This is a genomic window from Pseudomonas sp. NPDC089422, assembly GCF_044749405.1.
In the GTDB taxonomy this organism is placed as follows: Bacteria; Pseudomonadota; Gammaproteobacteria; order Pseudomonadales; family Pseudomonadaceae; genus Aquipseudomonas.
The window spans coordinates 83,693-98,513 of record NZ_JBIVHW010000016.1; the positions used below are offsets into that span (position 1 = coordinate 83,693).

The following is a 14,821-nucleotide window of genomic DNA, read 5'->3' on the forward strand; positions in this document are numbered from 1 at the left end:
ATCCTTGAATTGATGAAAGAAGCGATTATCCGGCGCAGGCCAGTGCCAGGGTAGCGGGGCCACGCACCTGGCGGGGCACCCTGAGTGTGGCGCTGGCATGGCTGAGGCTGGCCAGGGCCAGTGCCGTGCTCTCGGCGACGCCCCAGCAGCCGCTGTGGGCGTAGGCGACTGCCGAGTGGTGGCTGAGCTGTGGCTCGTACACCTGCAACTGCTCGGCAGCGAAAACCACCAACGGCAGGGCGTGACGTGCGGCGAGCTGTTGCAAGCCTGGCTCGTCGGCCTTGCCGGCAATGCTGGCAAAGCCGCGAAGTGCGATGGCATTCAGGCCGTGCTGCTGCAGCACTTCATGCAGCAAGGCGTCGAGAACCTCCACCGGGCAACCCCGGCGGCAGCCGAAGCCGGCATACAGTGCCGGCAATGGCTGGTCGATGGCCATCAGGCGTGGCTGGAGCGGCGATACAGCCAGGCGCTGAGCAGGCCCAGGGCCACCCAGAAGGCCGCGTTGGTCAGCCAAGAGGCGATCTTGAACTGAGCCTCCAGGGCTTGCGGGGCCAGGCTTTCGTGAACTTCCGGTTGCGGAGCACCGATCACGTGCGGCACCACCAGCAAGACCGCGCCCAGTGCCTTGAGCAAGCCATGGCGCGCGAACACCAGCAGGGCCAGGCCCACTGCGGTCGCGGCTGCGGTGCCGATCCACCAGCTCTGGCGCTGACCGAGGTCGGCGGCGGCAGTGCCTGGCAGTTCCGGCGGCAAGCCCAAGGTCGGCGCCAGGCAGAACACGGCAAAACCGGCCAGCCCCCACAGTGCGCCCGTGCTGGTGCGGCCCGGCTCACGCAGGCTGTACAGGGCGGCAAGGATCAGGGCGAAGCCGACGGCGACCACCAGATTGCCGCCGGTGGTCGACAGGATGCGCTGCCAGCCATCTTCTGGCGACCAGGCTTCCTCGCTGTGGGTGTGGCCTGCGCTGGCCTCTTCGCCGTGGCTGTGGTGCTCGGCTGCGGGAGCGGCCGATTCATAGGTTTCCGCCTCGAGGATCAGCGGTGCGACCCAGAAGCTTTGCAGCAGGGTCAGCAACAGCGCGGCGAGCAGGCCGCTGAACCCGGCAGTGCGGGCGATACGCATGATCATGGCAGCCTCAGTGGCAAGGGAAGGCGGCGCTGTGGCGGGTGTCGTGCGCGGCGTTGTGCACGGCTTCGATGTGCGAGAACCCGGCAAAGTAGACCAGGCACAGGCCGAGCAGGCTGGCACCGACGGCGATGACCACGCGCTGGCTGAGGGTAACGGGGGTGGTGATGCTGTGTTTGGCGCTGGTGACGGGCATGACGCGATCCTCTGCTTTTTTAGTAGGCAATGGGACAAGCGCGGCAGCCCCGGGCACGGGGCGCCCGAGGGAATGCGACAGCGCCCGCCCACCGCGGGGTGTTCATGAACGCCAGGCCGGTCTCCGGGCTTGCGAGGAGGAGCAGGGCTCCTTGAAAAGCATCACCTTCCCATGCCGGACTGCGTGGCACAGTGGTCTGGACGCTTCGCTCGCTTACCGTTGCGGGGGCAGCACCGGATTTGCCCGGCCCTGGTGAGGGCCTGCGACGCACCGATTTCCCGTTTCACCCCCGATGGGGGCACCTGACGCAAGGCGTAAGGAGAGCACGCGGCGAAGGTGGCGTCAAATGCTATGGCGTTGTGCCGAGGGGCAGGGGGCTTCATGAAACAGGATCAGTGGTTGGCGCCCGGCCCGAACCTCCCTGTTTTGCACAGTCCAACGTAAGCAAGGCCTCGCTTCGCCTGGCCGGAGGTACGCACATGAAACGCAAGACTGCATGGGTTGTCGTGTTGTCAGGGTTGTTGTTGCTCAGTGGCTGCTGGCCTTACTGGCACGACGGTGATCATCACCACCGGCATTACTACGATGGAGATCGTGGTGGTCACCAGGACTATCGTCGTTACTGATGCAAGGCAGCATTGGCTTCATCCCTTCCGCTTGCGGCCAGGCCTGTGCCACGCAACTGTAAAGAAATGGAAAAGCTCGCCCAGGCCGGCCGGTCTGGAAATTACACTTGCAGCGCTGTCCGTTTTGCCTTTTGGAGCGTTGTAATGAAGTTGAAGCATGTATTGCGTGCCGCCGTCGTGGCTGCACTGGTATCCACGCTGGCAGGTTGCTGGATGTTCATGCCGCCAGGTGGCGGTGGTGGGCATGGTGGAGGGCATGGCGGCCCGGGCATGATGGGCGGTGGACACGGAGGCGGGCCACGCTGACAGCAGTGAAACAGGCGGCTGTTCGCTCAGCTGCCTTCATGATTCATCGAGCATCCGTCCAGGATTGAAGAAGAACGATGCAATCATCACGGCGCTGATCACTCCCGACGCGTCCGCGACCAGCAACAGGAATTCGTTGCCCACCCCCAGCAGCGCCTGCTGGCTGATGGCGAAGCTTGCCCCGTGGGGAAAGGCGGCGATGCCCAGCAAGGCCACCGCCAACGCAGTCGACAGCAGCTTGCTGTACGTCCTCCTGAACGCCAGCGTGCAGGCCCAGAACAAAAAGATGCTGAACACGGCGAGGCCGGTGGAAATCACGAACTGGGTGAGTACTTCCAGCCACCACACCATGGGTCTCTCCTGAACGCTGCGCCTGGTCTATACGCATGAGAAACATGGCTGATTGAAATCGTTCCGCTCGGCTAAAGAAATAACGCGAAAGACGGAAAGTTGCCCGTGATGGGCCATTGTCCATATAGCAAATAAGCCTATAGGGCTGTGTGCGTTGCGCAGTACCATAGGTTCACGAAAACCAAAAAAGGGCGTTCAGTTTGGCCACTCTTTTCTAAGTTCTCGATGGGGCAGCTGGAGCGTGTCGCGTGAAGAGATCAAGATCGGTCGCAGGCGCAATGCTGTTAACCACTTTCGCCACGCTGTTGATGGCCGGGTGCGCACAGAATCGGGATGTGCGGGATGGCCATGATTATACGTCCGGTACTACCGATAGAAGCACGCCTGCTTATCTGGGGTGTGTCAAAGGCGAACTTCAAGGTAACGTGAAAACCTACGAAGTCGATGGCGACAACTCGGTGAAACTGTACGTCGAAAGTACCGACCCCACCCAGGCCGATGGTCTGGTAGAACTGCATGGCACAGGCGCCCAGCGTCAGTTTACGGCCTACCAGCGCGACGCCTGGTACGACCATGGCAGACTGCTCGATGCTGCATTGATGTGTAAAAAAGCCTGAACCGTTGATCTGCAAGTGCAAAAAGCCCGCACATGAGAGCGGGCTTTTTGCGATGGGTGCTGATCCATCAGCCTGGTGCATTCTAGGGGATGGAGCCGTCTTGCCCATTCGACGGAAGTCTTGCGCGGTCGCAATCAAGCCTGTGCACGACCTTGGTGGATTACTCCTGCGGCTCGATCCCGGCTAGAATGGCCCACGTTCCTGTCAGGTTAATCGCAAATGCCAACCGTTCGTATCCTATGTTGCGCCGCACTCGCTGCGAGTCTTGTTGCGTGCGCCAACCCAGGCAAGCCCACTGCCAGCAAGCTCACTGCAAAATCCCCGGATGTGTACGCCGCCTGCGTACTGCCAAAGTGGCAGGCACTCTCCCCCCAGACCACGCAAAAGTCCATCAGCCATGGTTATCGGTTGACCGCACCGAGCGCTGTGACTTCGGATGAGGTGCTCGAAGTTGTCGAGTATCACGATGGCAGCCGGGCAACCTTCTATAAAGGCAGCTTCCTGTCGAGCGACAAGCTGCGCCTGGCCGCCAGAGAGTGCCTCGAGTGACCGGCTGCCGGTTGGGTCAATAGCCTGAGCCTCCCATTCCGCCCATGCTGGGCAATGCCTGCCGGGACTTCTGCTGGGCATTGCTCCATTCGGCGCAGGTCATGAAGCTGGTCTTGTCGACCTTCCCGGCCTGATCGAAGCTGACCATGTAAGGCTGTTGCTTCTGCCCCGGCTTGGTCAGCATGTAGTCGAAGCACGTTCCAGGCACTACCGTGCGGTCGGACTGGGCACCCGGTTTGCCGCCTATCTGCAGCACTTGTTCTTTGCTCATGCCGTTATTGACCTTGGCTACCAACGGCTGGTCATGGTAGATGGACGAGTTACTCGAACAGCCAGCGAGCGCTGACAACATCAGTATCAGCGCACCAGTTGATTTGTTCATGGCAGTGCTCCCGTCAGAGAACGCCGTTACGGAACAGCATCAATCGCCTTACGATGCACTTGGCGGTTGATATCGGTATTCAACCGCCATTGCCACTTGTGTTCAGTCGCCGACATTGAACCTCGGCATCCGTCCTGCTCGGGTAACTGGGCTTGAGCCGCTCCTTTTCCTGATTGTCATAGATGTCGAAACCGCCGCATACGGTCGCCGCGTAATAACGCGCGCCGATGCGGAAGGACTGCTTTTCGATGGGCACAGCCGGGACGATAACGAATCTAGGTCGCATGTTTCGTGCCTCCCCAGGCAGAGACTTAAGTATTAGTCGGGCCTTTGTTAACCATCAAGGCGGCTCATGAAGAAAAGATTGCAGCCGCAGGGCCGGCGTCTGTCATCAAATGAACACCCGCTGTCGCCCGATGCGAAGCATCCCGCACCCCAAGCGCTTACAGTCCAATGACCCAGAACTGACGCCCTGCGTCGAGATCGATGATTGGAGTGACGCTGCCCAAAGGCATTGGCGTAGAAGCCTCCGGCGTGGTGGAGGCGGTAGGTGAGGGCGTGAGCTCACCGGTGGCGTCGGCGTCAACGTGGTGTTCGACAGCGTTGGCAAGAACATCTTCATGGGCTCGCTCGATTCGCTCAAGCAACGTGGCCTGATGGTCTGCGTCGGTACCGCTTCCGGCGCCATCCCGCCGTTCGACCCACAGTTGCTGGCAACCAAGGGTTCGTTGCAGCTCACTCGTCCGGCACTGGCCGACTTCATTGCCGACCCTGCGGAAAAGTCCGACCTGGCCGGCGAGCAGGTGCTGTTCGTCAACGCCTTCACTACCCACTTGCTGAGCGCCAGCGTCAAGGCGGGTAGCCAAAGCCTGTACCTGCTTGCTGCCGAGCTGCTGTGAAGGATGCCGTGATGGCCGTCATCCCCATGCTGATCCGGCTGTCGCTGCTGGCGGAATAACCCGCGCAAGAAAGCGGGTGCGGCGGGGGGCGAGCGACGTTAAAGTGCGCTGAAACTGGTTTGCCGTAGGGAACTCAGATGTCCAGCGCCTTTACTTTGATGTCGTCTCCGGTCGGCACCCTGACCCTGGTGGCACGCGGCGAGCGACTCGCCGCCGTGCTGTGGGAGGAGGAGCGCGAAAACCGTGTGCGGCTTGGCGAGTTGCACCGCGATGACCACCATCCGACGCTGCGCGAAACGGCCCGACAGCTGGGCGAGTACTTTGCCGGTACGCGGCAGCGCTTCGAACTGGCACTGGACTTTGCCGGTACCGAGTTCCAGCGCCAGGTGTGGGCGGCCTTGCTGACCATTCCCTTTGGCGAGACCCGCAGCTACAGCGACATCGCCCGGCAGATCGGCAATCCTAGTGCCGTGCGGGCGGTGGGTGCAGCCAACGGGCGCAACCCGATCTCGATCATTGCCCCGTGTCACCGGGTGATCGGCGCTTCCGGGAGCCTGACCGGGTTTGCCGGGGGCTTGCCAGCCAAACAGTTTCTGCTGGCATTGGAAGGGCGGCAGAGCCTGGCCCTGGACCTGTAAACCATCTGTGCCAGATGACCGTCACGCAGACAGCGGTACGCCGAGCGCGAGGTTGCTGGTGGTATCCAGCAGCACCAGGCCTTCAGCCTTGTCATCCAGCGCTGCCAGCAGATTGCCCTGGCTGTCCCAGGCGGCGGAGCCGCCGGCGCCGATGAAGTTGTCGGCCGGCCCCACGCAGTTGGCCAGCAACACCGGAATGCCCAGGGTGCGTGCCACCTCCGGGTAATGCTCGTTGCCTTCGCGTATACCTTTGGCGGTCTTGGCCACGCTGACCAGATACAGCTCGGCACCCAGCCCGTGGGCCTGCGCGGCATGTTCGATGAACATCGATTCATAGCAGATGGCCGGGGCGATCTGCAGCGCCCCCGATTCGAACACCAGTGGTTGATCTCCACGCGTGAAGAACGGCAGTTCATCGTCATGCAGGCGCTGCTTGGCGTACGTCAGGGGCGGCAGGCCTGGGCGCAGAATCGGCATGCCGATGCGAATGCCTTCTGCGGTCGGCAGTGGCAGCCCCACGGCCACGCTGATTGCCAGCTGGTCACAAAGCGCCTGCAAGGGCACGAGGCGGGCAGAGGTCACCGGCAGGGCCACCTGGCGCGCCAAGGTCGGTTCGTAACCGGTCAACGACAGTTCCGGGAACACCACCAGCTCGGCGCCCAGTGCCGCGGCTTGCTCGATGCAGCGCAGGTGGCGGGCGAGGTTGCCCGCCAGGTCGCCTTTGCGCGAGGCCAGTTGTACGGCACAGAGTTTCATGGTGCGTCCCTTCCCTGGTACAGGTCGAAAGGCCGAGCATACCCCCGACACCCTTGCCTGTACCAGCCAAGGGTCGCGTCAGGACGTCGAATGCGGCCCGAACCGTTGGCGGAACCAGTCATCGAGCATGGCCTTTTCCGCGTACAGACGGTCACTGCTGTGGGAAGCCCGGCCCGGGCGGCTCAGGTACATTTTGTCGCTGACCCGCTCCTGGGCCAGCTGGTCGGGCTTGCCGGGCTGGTGCAGGGTGTAGCTCAAGTCGATGGTCGGCCAGGTGATGTCGCGCATGAAGCGCACATCGTAGGCCTGGCTGTGCCACGGCTCGTAACGGCCGGCCAGGTCGATGTCGCGAATGTCGATGACCAGCTGCTGGTCGGGCTTCAGGTAGCGTTGGCCGAGTTTCTGCAGGTACTCGGTCAGGGTCTTCATCACATAGGGGTCGGCGCCGCGTTCATAGCCTGGGCCATCGAGGCTGGCGTCGCGAAACTTTTCCGGGTGGTCGAATCGCACCTCGACCTGCGCAGGCGGGGTCCCTTGTGCCATGCTGTTGAATGACAGCGCCATGAGCACGGCACACACAAGAGCGTTACGCATGATGCACCTCCGGGGCGGGCTGCGTGTTGCTCCATTTTACGCCGCCCGTAGCGCGCCATCAGAGGAACATTGTAATGAGCCGGTTTCGGCGGGTAGCCGCCAACAGCAAGGGACGCGACCTGGCCGTGGGCGATATCCACGGGCATTTTCGGCGGCTTGAGCAGTGCCTGGACGCAGTAGGTTTCGACCCCGCGGTGGACCGGCTGTTCAGCGTCGGCGACCTGGTCGACCGCGGGCCGCACAGTGAAGCATGCCTATGGTGGCTGGAGCAGCCCTGGTTCCATGCCGTGCAGGGCAATCACGAATCGCTGGCGATCACCTGCCTGCAAGGCGGGCGCCTGGACCTGGAGATGTACCGTGCAGCGGGTGGTGGCTGGTTCATCGACATGCCCAGGGACAGGCAGGCGGTTTTTGTCGAACGGTTCCTGCAACTGCCGATTGCCCTGGAAGTGCAGACCGATGCCGGCCTGATCGGCCTGTTGCATGCCGACAGCCCTTTCAACGACTGGAATGCATTGCGCGATAGCCTGCTGTTCGATGACGACGCGGGCGTTCGCGAGGTTTGCCAGTGGTCGCGTCAACGCCTGAAGGACGGCAACACCGAGGGTGTAGCAGGGCTGCACGCCTTGCTGGTAGGGCATACACCAGTGTTGCGGGCCAAGCCGCTGGGCAACGTCTGGCACCTGGATACCGGCGGCTGGGCCAGTGGCCATTTCAGCCTGATGGACCTCGCCAGCCTGCGGCTGGTCAGCCCGGTAGCAGATGAATGAGCAGCGCCACGGCCAGCACCATCAGCATGACCCCGGATGCCCGTTCCAGCCACGGCAGGGCACGGGCGAAACGCCGCAGCAGGCGTTGATTGCCGATGGCTGCGGCCACCAGCAGGTCCCACAGCAGCACGATGCTGAACATCCAGGCGCTGTACAGCCACTTCCAGCCTGCGCTGCTGCTGGCCACCATGCCGGCGAGGCTGGCGTAGAACAGCGCGTTCTTCGGGTTCAGTGCCCCAGACACAAAGCCCATGCCCAGGCCGCGCCACCAACCCTTGATCGGGCCTTGCCCGGCAACGGCTGTCAGCTCGTGCTTACCGGCATGACGCAGGAACAGCAGGCCGATGTACAGCAGGTAGCCGGCACCGGCCAGTTGCAGGGTGATGAACAGTGCACTGCCTTCGCGCAGGATGGCCAGGCCGGCGAAGGCCATGGCAATGAACAGGCCATTGGCCAGGGCGATGCCCAGGCAGACGCCACTGGCAACGCGCCAACCTGCTGCTACCGAAGTGCGGGCCACCAGGAAAAAGTCCGGGCCGGGAGACAGCAGGGCGAGGAAGTGGGCGAGGGCGACGATCAGGAACTGCTCCATGGTGGGCTGTCTCGGGAGGAAAGCCGCAGTCTGAAGGCTGCCCTGGCGCCGGTATTGAAGATTATTGCGCGTGCCGGTACTGCCCCGGTGTGACCCCGACATGGGCCTTGAACACCCGCTGGAAGTGGCTTTGGTCGGCAAACCCCAGCTGGTAGGCAACCTCGGCCAACGCCAGCCCGTCACGCAGCAGCAGCCGGCCACGGTTGACCCGCGCGTTGACCAGATAGGCATGGGGAGTCAGCCCGGTAGCGGCGCGAAACGCCCGGATCAGCTGATAGCGGCCCAGGCCCGCTTGCCCGGCCAGGCGTTCGAGGCTCAGCTGCGCCAGGTCTTGTGCTTCGATGTGTTCGATCAGCCCACGCAAGGTCGGCATCCCCAGCACCGGTGCGGGGGCCGCCAGCGCTGCCGGTTGTGCCGAAAAGTCGTGATCGCCGAGGAATGCCACCAGCGCCGCTTCCTTCTCACTGAGGGGGGCTGCCGAGAAGAGCAGCTCGTTCAACGCGCAGAATTCTCGGTACAGCGCCGGGTCCCGGCTGATCCGCGCAGGGGCACCGGGCCTGGCCGCTTCAAGCCCTGACTCCAGGCGTAATTGCGCCACCCAGTTGGCATCCACATGCAGCATCTGGTAGCTCCAGGCTTGGCCTGGCTCGGGGTTGCAGGCATGTACCCGCTGCGCCGGCACCAATACCAGGGTGCCCGGCGTCAGGCGCTCCTGCCCGTCGCCAGCCCCGCTGAAGCAGCTGCTGCCGGCATCCACTGCGCCGATGGAGAAGGTCGGGTGACTGTGCGCCTTGTAGCAGGCGCGGCTATGGCAGGCGCGGCGGCTTTCCACCCAGGGCAGGGCCGGGTCGCGCCAGAGCTGGGAGCGGGCAGTGGGCATGACAGGGTCCTCGATCAGCTGGGCAGCTTAGCAGCGCCGGGCGAGCGACCGTACAGTTTTTGCCGTTGGCTGTACCTTGACCCGGCCCCTGCCCGGCATCGACAGTAGCGACTGATTGCCTGGAGAACAAAATGGACCTGTCGAGCCTGTTGCTATTCATCCCCGCCTGCTTCGCATTGAACATGGCACCGGGGCCGAACAACCTGTTGTCGCTGCACAACGCCAGCCGCTACGGCCTGCGCACCGCCTGCGTGGCCGGTGGCGGGCGGATTCTCGCCTTCAGCGGCATGATCGCCCTGGCCGCCATGGGCCTGGCGGTGGTGTTGCACACCAGCGAATACCTGTTCCTGGCAATCAAGGTGGTGGGTGCGGCTTACCTGTTCTACATCGCCTGGCAGCTGTGGCGCGCCCCGGTCGGCGAGGCCGTAGTGGCCAGCGATCACCCGCGTGGCACGTGGCGCCTGGCGCGCCAGGAATTCTGGGTGGCGGCGGGCAATCCGAAAGCCATCCTGATCTTCACCGCCTTCCTGCCGCAGTTCGTCTCGGTCGGCAGCGCCACGCCGGTGAGCGAGCAGTTCCTCTGGCTGGGCGTGCTGTTCCTGCTGTTGGAGTGGGCGGCGATCGCCATCTACTCGGGCCTGGGTGCCTACCTGCAGCGCTGGTTCAGCCAGCCCGGGCCGCGCCGGCTGTTCAACCGGGTCAGCGCCTCGCTGCTCGGTTGCGCCGGCCTCGGCCTGCTGGCGGCGCGGCGCTAGAACTGCCAGCGCACACCCAGGTTCACCCCGCTGGCCTCCTGCTGGCGGCTGTCGAGGTTGCTTGAGTACTGCACGCCGCCGTGCAGGCTCAGCGCCTCGCTGACTTGGGCGACCAGGCCGGTCTCGAGCTGCAGCGAGGTGTAGCGGTAGTCGGTCTTGATCTTGTCCACACCATCGAATGTCAAGGTGTCGCGACCTCCGTCGCCGTGCCACAGATTGAGCTGCGCATAGGGTTGCAGCAGGCGCCCGCCGATGCCGCCATAGGCGCCTTCCAGGCGCACCCCGAGCCGCCCGGTCAGCTCGACCTGGGCATCATGGCTGACGTGCGAGATGCTGTCGTTGGCACTGTCGAGTGAGACTTTCTGGGCAATCAGCTGGGCTTGCGGCTCCAGGGTCCAGCGTTCGGACAGGCTGATCGGGTAGCCGATCTCCAGCGATGCGGTCCAGGCGTGGCCGTCGATGTTCAGCTTGTCGCCCCGGTCGGAGCGGGCGCGGCCGTCGAGCCAGGTGTATTGCAGCACGCTGTCGAGGTACCCGCCTTGCGGGCCGACCAGTGTCCAGTAGCCGCCGACACTATCGCCATCGAGCTTCAGGTCACCGACGCTACGGTCTTCCATGGCCAACGCGAAGCCTTTGACGTCGGCGTCCAACCGGCTGTGGCTGACGTACAGGCCCAGATGCTGGCGATAGCCGTCATCGCTGACCTTGGCGTACAGGTCCTGACCCACCTTGAAACCATACAGGTCGCCGTCCAGGCTTGGGCTGACGGTGCCGCTCCATTGCTGGCGCAGCGCGCCGCCATAGGCTTGGCCCCAGCTGGCAGGCAAGGCGCCTTTGCCCTGCAGCAACTGCTGGTCACCTTGACGCTGATGGAAGGTGCCCAGTGCCTGGCGGGCAATAATGGCGGCGCCCCTCGGTGCTGCGGCATAGACCGGTACTTCCGGGCGATACAGCGGCAGGCTTTCGCCTGGCAGTGGCGCTGGTAGGTCAAGCTGGCCGGGCGCCGGCGCAGCGACTGGCGGGGTAGCGGCCGGGGCGATCACGGGCGGCTCGCCTGGCTGAGTTGGCTGTGACGGGTTTTCCGGTTGTGTTGCGGGGGTCGGAGTGGGCAGCGCGACCAGTGTCGAGCGCAGGTACCAGCTGTTTTCGCTGCCAGCGGTCACACCGCCTTTGAACAGTCGGTAGTCATAAGCGCCGACCGACAGCGTCTGAGTCTGAACAAAGGCCGTGGCGGTGCTGGTGGCGCCATTGCGGGCTTCAACGACCTGGATGCCGTTCTGGTTCGTGGCGGCTCCTGCGCCGCCCAGATTGTTCACCTCCAGGCGCGTGCTGCCGCTGATGCTGCCCTGGCTGACCACCAGCCGGTCGGATGCCGCATCGTCGCCCGCGAGCACGCTGTTCACGCGCAGCAGGCCATTTTCACCCTGGTAGTTGCCGCTGATGGTCAGGCGGCCCTGGGCATCATTGCCCGTGCTCAGATCGATCGTGCCAGCATTGCGCACATGGGCAAGTTGCCCCGTGGTGAAGGGCGCAATGGTTCCCTGGCGAGAAGCCAGCGTGCTGCTGGTATCAATGGCCAGGGTGCCGCTGCCGGTATCTGCATCGCCAAGCGCAAGCGTATCGTTCAGCGTCAGGCGGCTGTTCTGGTTCAGTTCGACAGCCTCGAAGCTCAGGTAGCGGGCACCGCCATCAATCGCGCTGTTGAAAAATTGCAGGCGGTCGTTGCCGGCGCCGCCATCGATGGTGATGCTCAGGTTTTGCGGGTTGAGGTTGCTGATGACGACCTGATCGTCGCCAACGCCCATATCGACCCGTCCACCGATGGTCCCCCCCGACCAGTTCAGGACATCATTGCCCGCGCTGGCCAGCACGTTGCCTTTCAAGGTGCCGCCGCTGATGGTGATGCTGTCTTCGCCACCGCTGGTGCTGATGTTGCCGCCAATGGTACCGCCGCGAAGGATGATGATGTCGTTGCCGAAGCCGCTGACCAGGTTGCCATCGATCAAGGTATCGACACCCAGGTCCTGGGACATCTCGAAATAGTTGTCGGCCAGCTTGAGGTCTACCCGGCCAATACGCCCGCCAGCGAAGATCGCCCGGTCGCCATCCTCGAAGGCGCCGACGATCCGCCCGGCCGACATGTAGAACGTGTCGTAGCCTTGCCCTTGATTGAGCGATTGCACGGTCCCACCGGTCATCCTGAAGTCGTCGATGGCCAGCGTCTGCACCACGGCGCCCAGGTTGTCGCCAGGCGAAACGACCAAGGCTTGCGCATGTACGATCAGCGGCAGAATGAGAAGAGGGAATGCAGCAGGCAGCAGCAGGCGAGGGCAACGCATAGGCAGGTCTCCGTGTCCATTAGAGGGACCACTACCTGAAGCGGCATCTTAAGCGTCGCTTCGGCCCTGCCTGAGTTGTATGTAATGCGTGAACACGGGACAACTGGCAAAAATGCCAGGTGGCCCGTGGCCATCAATCGCGATAGAAGGTCTGCACCAGGTGGTAGCCGAACTTGCTTTTGATCGGCCCGTGAACCACCCGCAGGGGCTTCTTGAAGATCACCTGGTCGATTGCGCCCACCAGCTGGCCTGGGCGCACTTCGCCCAGGTCACCACCGCGCTTGCCCGACGGGCAGGTGGAGAACTTCTTCGCCAGCACGTCGAAGGCCTCGCCGTTGGCGATGCGCTGCTTGAGCTTTTCGGCTTCGTCAGCGGTCTTGACCAGGATGTGGCGGGCTTGAGCTTTCATGGGTACACCTGTGCTTCGGGGCAAAAAGGGCGCCATTATGCCTGATCACGCAGCTCCGTGCGGTCACGAAACTGCTCCAGCGCCTGCGGGTTGGCCAGGGCATCGGTATTTTTCACCGGCAGCCCGTGCACCACGTTACGGATGGCCAGTTCCACCAGCTTGCCGCTGATGGTGCGCGGGATGTCGCTGACCTGGGCGATCACCGCCGGCACATGGCGCGGCGTGGTGTACTGGCGGATCACCTGGCGAATGCGCTGACGCAAGGCGTCGTCCAGTTGCAGGCCATCGCGCAGGCGCACGAACAGTACCACCCGCACATCGCCGTGCCAGTCCTGGCCGATGGCGACGCTTTCCAGCACGTCTTCGACCTTTTCCACCTGGCGGTAGATCTCTGCCGTGCCGATGCGCACGCCGCCGGGGTTGAGCACCGCGTCGGAGCGGCCATGGATCAGCAGGCCGCCGCTGCTGCGCTGCTCGGCGTAGTCGCCTTGCGCCCAGACACCGGGGAACTGGCTGAAATAGGCATCATGGTAACGGCTGCCGTCGTTGTCGTTCCAGAATCCCAGGGGCATCGACGGGAAGTTGCGGGTGCAGACCAGCTCGCCTTTTTCATCAACCACCGGCTGACCCTGTTCGTTCCACACCTCCACGGCCATGCCCAGGCCCTTGCAGGCCATCTCGCCACGGCGCACTGGCAGGGTCGGGTTGCCGAGCACGAAGCACGAGACGATATCGGTGCCGCCGGACATCGACGCCAGGCACAGGTCGGCCTTGATCTTGCCGTACACGTAGTCGTAGCTGTGTGGCGACAAGGGCGAACCGGTGGACAGGATCAGCCGCAGGCTGTCCAGCCGATGACTGCGAGCAGGCTCCAGGCCTTGCTGCTCCAGCGCGGCCAGGTACTTGGCACTGGTGCCGAAGGCCTGGATGCGTTCGGCATCGATCAGGTCGAGCAGGCGCTCGGGGCCGGGGTGGAACGGTGAGCCGTCGTACAGCACCAGGGTGGCGCCGACGGCCAGGCCGCTGGCCAGCCAGTTCCACATCATCCAGCCGCAGGTGGTGTAGTAGAACAGCACGTCGTCGGCCTTCAGGTCGTTGTGCAGGCCGTGTTCCTTGAGGTGTTGCAGCAGCAGGCCACCCGCGCGATGGACGATGCACTTGGGTACACCCGTGGTGCCGCTGGAATAAAGGATGTACAGCGGGTGGTCGAACGGCAGTGAGGCAAACACGGGTTCGCCGCCTGGCTGGTAGAAGTCATCCCACAGGCTGACCTTGGCGGCGGTGAATTCACACGCCTGGGTGTGCGGACGGGTATAAGGCACCACAATCAACTGCTGCAGCCCCGGCAACTGGGCGCAGACCTGGTTGATCTTCTCGACCTGATCGATCGATTTGCCGGCGTACTGATAACCGGCACAGACCAGCAGCAGTTTCGGTTCGATCTGGCCAAACCGGTCGATGATGCCGTGCAGGCCGAACTCTGGCGAAGACGTCGACCAGACCCCGCCCAGGCTGGTGCAGGCGAGCATGGCCACCAGGGTTTGCCAGGTATTGGGCATGACCGCCGCGATACGGTCACCGGGCTCGATGCCGGCTGCCTTGAACGCTTTCTGCAGGCCTGCGACTTCGGCGGCCAGTTGGGCATGGGTGAAGACCGTGCGCTGGCCATCTTCGCGCACGGAAACCACCGCAGGCCGGTCGTCACGACGGCGCAACAGGTGTTCGGCGAAATTCAGGGTGGCCCCGCTGAACCAGCGGGCGTCAGGCATCAGGGCGCCTTCGCTGAGGACCTGATTGGCAGGGGTATGCCAGGCCACATGAAAATAGTCGGAAAGGGTTTGCCAGAAGGCCGGGCGGTGCTCGATGCTCCAGCGGTGCAGGGCCGCGTAGTCATTGAGCTGCAAGTTGTAGCGCAGGTTCACCCGGCGGCGGAAGGCATCCATCCGGCTGGCGTCGATCTGCGCCGTGGAGGGGCGCCAGAGCACATCGTTCATGCCGAACCTCCAGAGACTGCTTGGGGTTGAGGGCCCGTGAAGG

Annotated in this window: 20 protein-coding genes, 1 pseudogene and 1 riboswitch; of the genes and pseudogenes, 8 read left to right on the plus strand and 13 right to left on the minus strand. The window is 63.7% G+C overall.

Annotated elements, in window-relative coordinates; genetic code table 11:
• Positions 1-25 precede the first annotated feature (25 nt).
• From ACIPZ8_RS25120 to ACIPZ8_RS25130, 3 genes are read right to left on the minus strand one after another with little or no spacing between them, the layout of a single operon-like run.
• On the minus strand, positions 26-418 hold the full coding sequence (locus ACIPZ8_RS25120) for a cobalamin biosynthesis protein (RefSeq protein ID WP_400729188.1): 393 nt from the start codon (positions 416-418) through the stop codon (positions 26-28).
• Positions 419-435: 17 nt separating this feature from the next.
• The gene (locus tag ACIPZ8_RS25125) at positions 436-1,128 is read right to left on the minus strand and encodes a CbtA family protein (protein ID WP_400729043.1); all 693 of its coding nucleotides are present in this window, start codon (positions 1,126-1,128) and stop codon (positions 436-438) included.
• Positions 1,129-1,135: 7 nt separating this feature from the next.
• The gene (locus ACIPZ8_RS25130) at positions 1,136-1,321 is read right to left on the minus strand and encodes a CbtB domain-containing protein (protein ID WP_400729046.1); all 186 of its coding nucleotides are present in this window, start codon (positions 1,319-1,321) and stop codon (positions 1,136-1,138) included.
• A gap of 96 nt (positions 1,322-1,417) precedes the next feature.
• Positions 1,418-1,642, minus strand: a riboswitch (cobalamin riboswitch).
• Positions 1,643-1,800: 158 nt separating this feature from the next.
• Between ACIPZ8_RS25130 and ACIPZ8_RS25135 the strand changes: the two genes are divergently transcribed.
• Both ACIPZ8_RS25135 and ACIPZ8_RS25140 read left to right on the plus strand, forming a co-directional pair.
• Positions 1,801-1,947 carry a hypothetical protein gene (locus ACIPZ8_RS25135; protein WP_400729049.1) on the plus strand — a complete coding sequence of 49 codons (147 nt, stop codon included), beginning with the start codon at positions 1,801-1,803 and terminating at the stop codon, positions 1,945-1,947.
• A gap of 144 nt (positions 1,948-2,091) precedes the next feature.
• Entirely contained in the window at positions 2,092-2,253 is a 162-nt protein-coding gene (locus ACIPZ8_RS25140; RefSeq protein WP_178120111.1) for a hypothetical protein, read from the plus strand.
• Between the two features lie 36 nt (positions 2,254-2,289).
• On the opposite strand, the gene ACIPZ8_RS25145 is transcribed toward ACIPZ8_RS25140, so the two are convergent.
• Positions 2,290-2,604 carry a hypothetical protein gene (locus ACIPZ8_RS25145; RefSeq protein WP_400729052.1) on the minus strand — a complete coding sequence of 105 codons (315 nt, stop codon included), beginning with the start codon at positions 2,602-2,604 and terminating at the stop codon, positions 2,290-2,292.
• A 248-nt stretch (positions 2,605-2,852) separates the two neighbouring features.
• On the opposite strand from ACIPZ8_RS25145, the gene ACIPZ8_RS25150 reads away from it, so the two are divergent.
• Together ACIPZ8_RS25150 and ACIPZ8_RS25155 are read left to right on the plus strand one after the other, a co-directional pair.
• Entirely contained in the window at positions 2,853-3,221 is a 369-nt protein-coding gene (locus ACIPZ8_RS25150; RefSeq protein ID WP_400729055.1) for a hypothetical protein, read from the plus strand.
• Positions 3,222-3,440: 219 nt separating this feature from the next.
• Positions 3,441-3,770, plus strand: a complete 330-nt coding sequence (locus tag ACIPZ8_RS25155) for a hypothetical protein (RefSeq protein WP_400729058.1) — start codon at positions 3,441-3,443, stop codon at positions 3,768-3,770.
• A 16-nt stretch (positions 3,771-3,786) separates the two neighbouring features.
• Here the strand turns inward: ACIPZ8_RS25155 and osmE are convergent, their stop codons facing one another.
• Both osmE and ACIPZ8_RS25165 read right to left on the minus strand, forming a co-directional pair.
• Entirely contained in the window at positions 3,787-4,152 is a 366-nt protein-coding gene (gene osmE, locus ACIPZ8_RS25160; protein WP_400729061.1) for an osmotically-inducible lipoprotein OsmE, read from the minus strand.
• A gap of 79 nt (positions 4,153-4,231) precedes the next feature.
• Positions 4,232-4,438 carry a hypothetical protein gene (locus tag ACIPZ8_RS25165; protein ID WP_400729064.1) on the minus strand — a complete coding sequence of 69 codons (207 nt, stop codon included), beginning with the start codon at positions 4,436-4,438 and terminating at the stop codon, positions 4,232-4,234.
• 271 nt (positions 4,439-4,709) lie between these two features.
• Here ACIPZ8_RS25165 and ACIPZ8_RS25170 point away from each other — a divergent pair.
• Both ACIPZ8_RS25170 and ACIPZ8_RS25175 read left to right on the plus strand, forming a co-directional pair.
• Positions 4,710-4,952, plus strand: a pseudogene (locus ACIPZ8_RS25170) (zinc-binding dehydrogenase); the annotation flags it as partial.
• A gap of 236 nt (positions 4,953-5,188) precedes the next feature.
• Positions 5,189-5,689, plus strand: a complete 501-nt coding sequence (locus tag ACIPZ8_RS25175; RefSeq protein WP_400729067.1) for a methylated-DNA--[protein]-cysteine S-methyltransferase — start codon at positions 5,189-5,191, stop codon at positions 5,687-5,689.
• A gap of 21 nt (positions 5,690-5,710) precedes the next feature.
• Here the strand turns inward: ACIPZ8_RS25175 and ACIPZ8_RS25180 are convergent, their stop codons facing one another.
• Positions 5,711-6,445: a carbon-nitrogen hydrolase family protein gene (locus ACIPZ8_RS25180; RefSeq protein ID WP_400729070.1), complete on the minus strand. Its 735-nt coding sequence runs from the start codon at positions 6,443-6,445 to the stop codon at positions 5,711-5,713.
• Between the two features lie 78 nt (positions 6,446-6,523).
• Entirely contained in the window at positions 6,524-7,039 is a 516-nt protein-coding gene (locus ACIPZ8_RS25185; protein WP_400729073.1) for a DUF3016 domain-containing protein, read from the minus strand.
• Between the two features lie 74 nt (positions 7,040-7,113).
• Here ACIPZ8_RS25185 and ACIPZ8_RS25190 point away from each other — a divergent pair, with 74 nt between their 5' ends.
• Positions 7,114-7,809 carry a metallophosphoesterase gene (locus tag ACIPZ8_RS25190; RefSeq protein WP_400729075.1) on the plus strand — a complete coding sequence of 232 codons (696 nt, stop codon included), beginning with the start codon at positions 7,114-7,116 and terminating at the stop codon, positions 7,807-7,809.
• On the opposite strand, the gene ACIPZ8_RS25195 is transcribed toward ACIPZ8_RS25190, so the two are convergent.
• On the minus strand, positions 7,787-8,401 hold the full coding sequence (locus tag ACIPZ8_RS25195; protein ID WP_400729078.1) for a LysE family translocator: 615 nt from the start codon (positions 8,399-8,401) through the stop codon (positions 7,787-7,789). The genes ACIPZ8_RS25190 and ACIPZ8_RS25195 overlap by 23 nt on opposite strands.
• Before the next feature lie 61 nt (positions 8,402-8,462).
• Positions 8,463-9,281 (minus strand): AraC family transcriptional regulator, encoded by an 819-nt coding sequence (locus tag ACIPZ8_RS25200; protein ID WP_400729081.1) that lies wholly within the window; start codon positions 9,279-9,281, stop codon positions 8,463-8,465.
• 131 nt (positions 9,282-9,412) lie between these two features.
• On the opposite strand from ACIPZ8_RS25200, the gene ACIPZ8_RS25205 reads away from it, so the two are divergent.
• Positions 9,413-10,036 carry a LysE family translocator gene (locus tag ACIPZ8_RS25205; protein WP_400729084.1) on the plus strand — a complete coding sequence of 208 codons (624 nt, stop codon included), beginning with the start codon at positions 9,413-9,415 and terminating at the stop codon, positions 10,034-10,036.
• Here ACIPZ8_RS25205 and ACIPZ8_RS25210 read toward each other — a convergent pair.
• From ACIPZ8_RS25210 to ACIPZ8_RS25220, 3 genes are all read right to left on the minus strand, one after another.
• Positions 10,033-12,375, minus strand: a complete 2,343-nt coding sequence (locus tag ACIPZ8_RS25210; RefSeq protein ID WP_400729087.1) for an autotransporter outer membrane beta-barrel domain-containing protein — start codon at positions 12,373-12,375, stop codon at positions 10,033-10,035. The two genes, ACIPZ8_RS25205 and ACIPZ8_RS25210, sit on opposite strands and share 4 nt — an antisense overlap.
• Positions 12,376-12,508: 133 nt before the next feature.
• Positions 12,509-12,784: a peptidylprolyl isomerase gene (locus ACIPZ8_RS25215; RefSeq protein ID WP_008095636.1), complete on the minus strand. Its 276-nt coding sequence runs from the start codon at positions 12,782-12,784 to the stop codon at positions 12,509-12,511.
• Positions 12,785-12,819: 35 nt separating this feature from the next.
• Entirely contained in the window at positions 12,820-14,778 is a 1,959-nt protein-coding gene (locus ACIPZ8_RS25220) for an acetoacetate--CoA ligase (protein WP_400729090.1), read from the minus strand.
• Positions 14,779-14,821: the final 43 nt, after the last annotated feature.

Bases quoted from the DNA above. Each gene is read 5' to 3' on its own strand.
- ACIPZ8_RS25180 (WP_400729070.1), bottom strand. From the start codon at position 6,445: ATGAAACTCTGTGCCGTACAACTGGCCTCGCGCAAAGGCGACCTGGCG.
- osmE (WP_400729061.1), bottom strand. From the start codon at position 4,152: ATGAACAAATCAACTGGTGCGCTGATACTGATGTTGTCAGCGCTCGCT.
- ACIPZ8_RS25200 (WP_400729081.1), bottom strand. From the start codon at position 9,281: ATGCCCACTGCCCGCTCCCAGCTCTGGCGCGACCCGGCCCTGCCCTGG.
- ACIPZ8_RS25190 (WP_400729075.1), top strand. From the start codon at position 7,114: ATGAGCCGGTTTCGGCGGGTAGCCGCCAACAGCAAGGGACGCGACCTG.
- ACIPZ8_RS25185 (WP_400729073.1), bottom strand. From the start codon at position 7,039: ATGCGTAACGCTCTTGTGTGTGCCGTGCTCATGGCGCTGTCATTCAAC.
- ACIPZ8_RS25195 (WP_400729078.1), bottom strand. From the start codon at position 8,401: ATGGAGCAGTTCCTGATCGTCGCCCTCGCCCACTTCCTCGCCCTGCTG.
- ACIPZ8_RS25215 (WP_008095636.1), bottom strand. From the start codon at position 12,784: ATGAAAGCTCAAGCCCGCCACATCCTGGTCAAGACCGCTGACGAAGCC.
- ACIPZ8_RS25210 (WP_400729087.1), bottom strand. From the start codon at position 12,375: ATGCGTTGCCCTCGCCTGCTGCTGCCTGCTGCATTCCCTCTTCTCATT.
- ACIPZ8_RS25130 (WP_400729046.1), bottom strand. From the start codon at position 1,321: ATGCCCGTCACCAGCGCCAAACACAGCATCACCACCCCCGTTACCCTC.
- ACIPZ8_RS25140 (WP_178120111.1), top strand. From the start codon at position 2,092: ATGAAGTTGAAGCATGTATTGCGTGCCGCCGTCGTGGCTGCACTGGTA.
- ACIPZ8_RS25175 (WP_400729067.1), top strand. From the start codon at position 5,189: ATGTCCAGCGCCTTTACTTTGATGTCGTCTCCGGTCGGCACCCTGACC.
- ACIPZ8_RS25135 (WP_400729049.1), top strand. From the start codon at position 1,801: ATGAAACGCAAGACTGCATGGGTTGTCGTGTTGTCAGGGTTGTTGTTG.
- ACIPZ8_RS25220 (WP_400729090.1), bottom strand. From the start codon at position 14,778: ATGAACGATGTGCTCTGGCGCCCCTCCACGGCGCAGATCGACGCCAGC.
- ACIPZ8_RS25165 (WP_400729064.1), bottom strand. From the start codon at position 4,438: ATGCGACCTAGATTCGTTATCGTCCCGGCTGTGCCCATCGAAAAGCAG.
- ACIPZ8_RS25155 (WP_400729058.1), top strand. From the start codon at position 3,441: ATGCCAACCGTTCGTATCCTATGTTGCGCCGCACTCGCTGCGAGTCTT.
- ACIPZ8_RS25125 (WP_400729043.1), bottom strand. From the start codon at position 1,128: ATGATCATGCGTATCGCCCGCACTGCCGGGTTCAGCGGCCTGCTCGCC.
- ACIPZ8_RS25145 (WP_400729052.1), bottom strand. From the start codon at position 2,604: ATGGTGTGGTGGCTGGAAGTACTCACCCAGTTCGTGATTTCCACCGGC.
- ACIPZ8_RS25205 (WP_400729084.1), top strand. From the start codon at position 9,413: ATGGACCTGTCGAGCCTGTTGCTATTCATCCCCGCCTGCTTCGCATTG.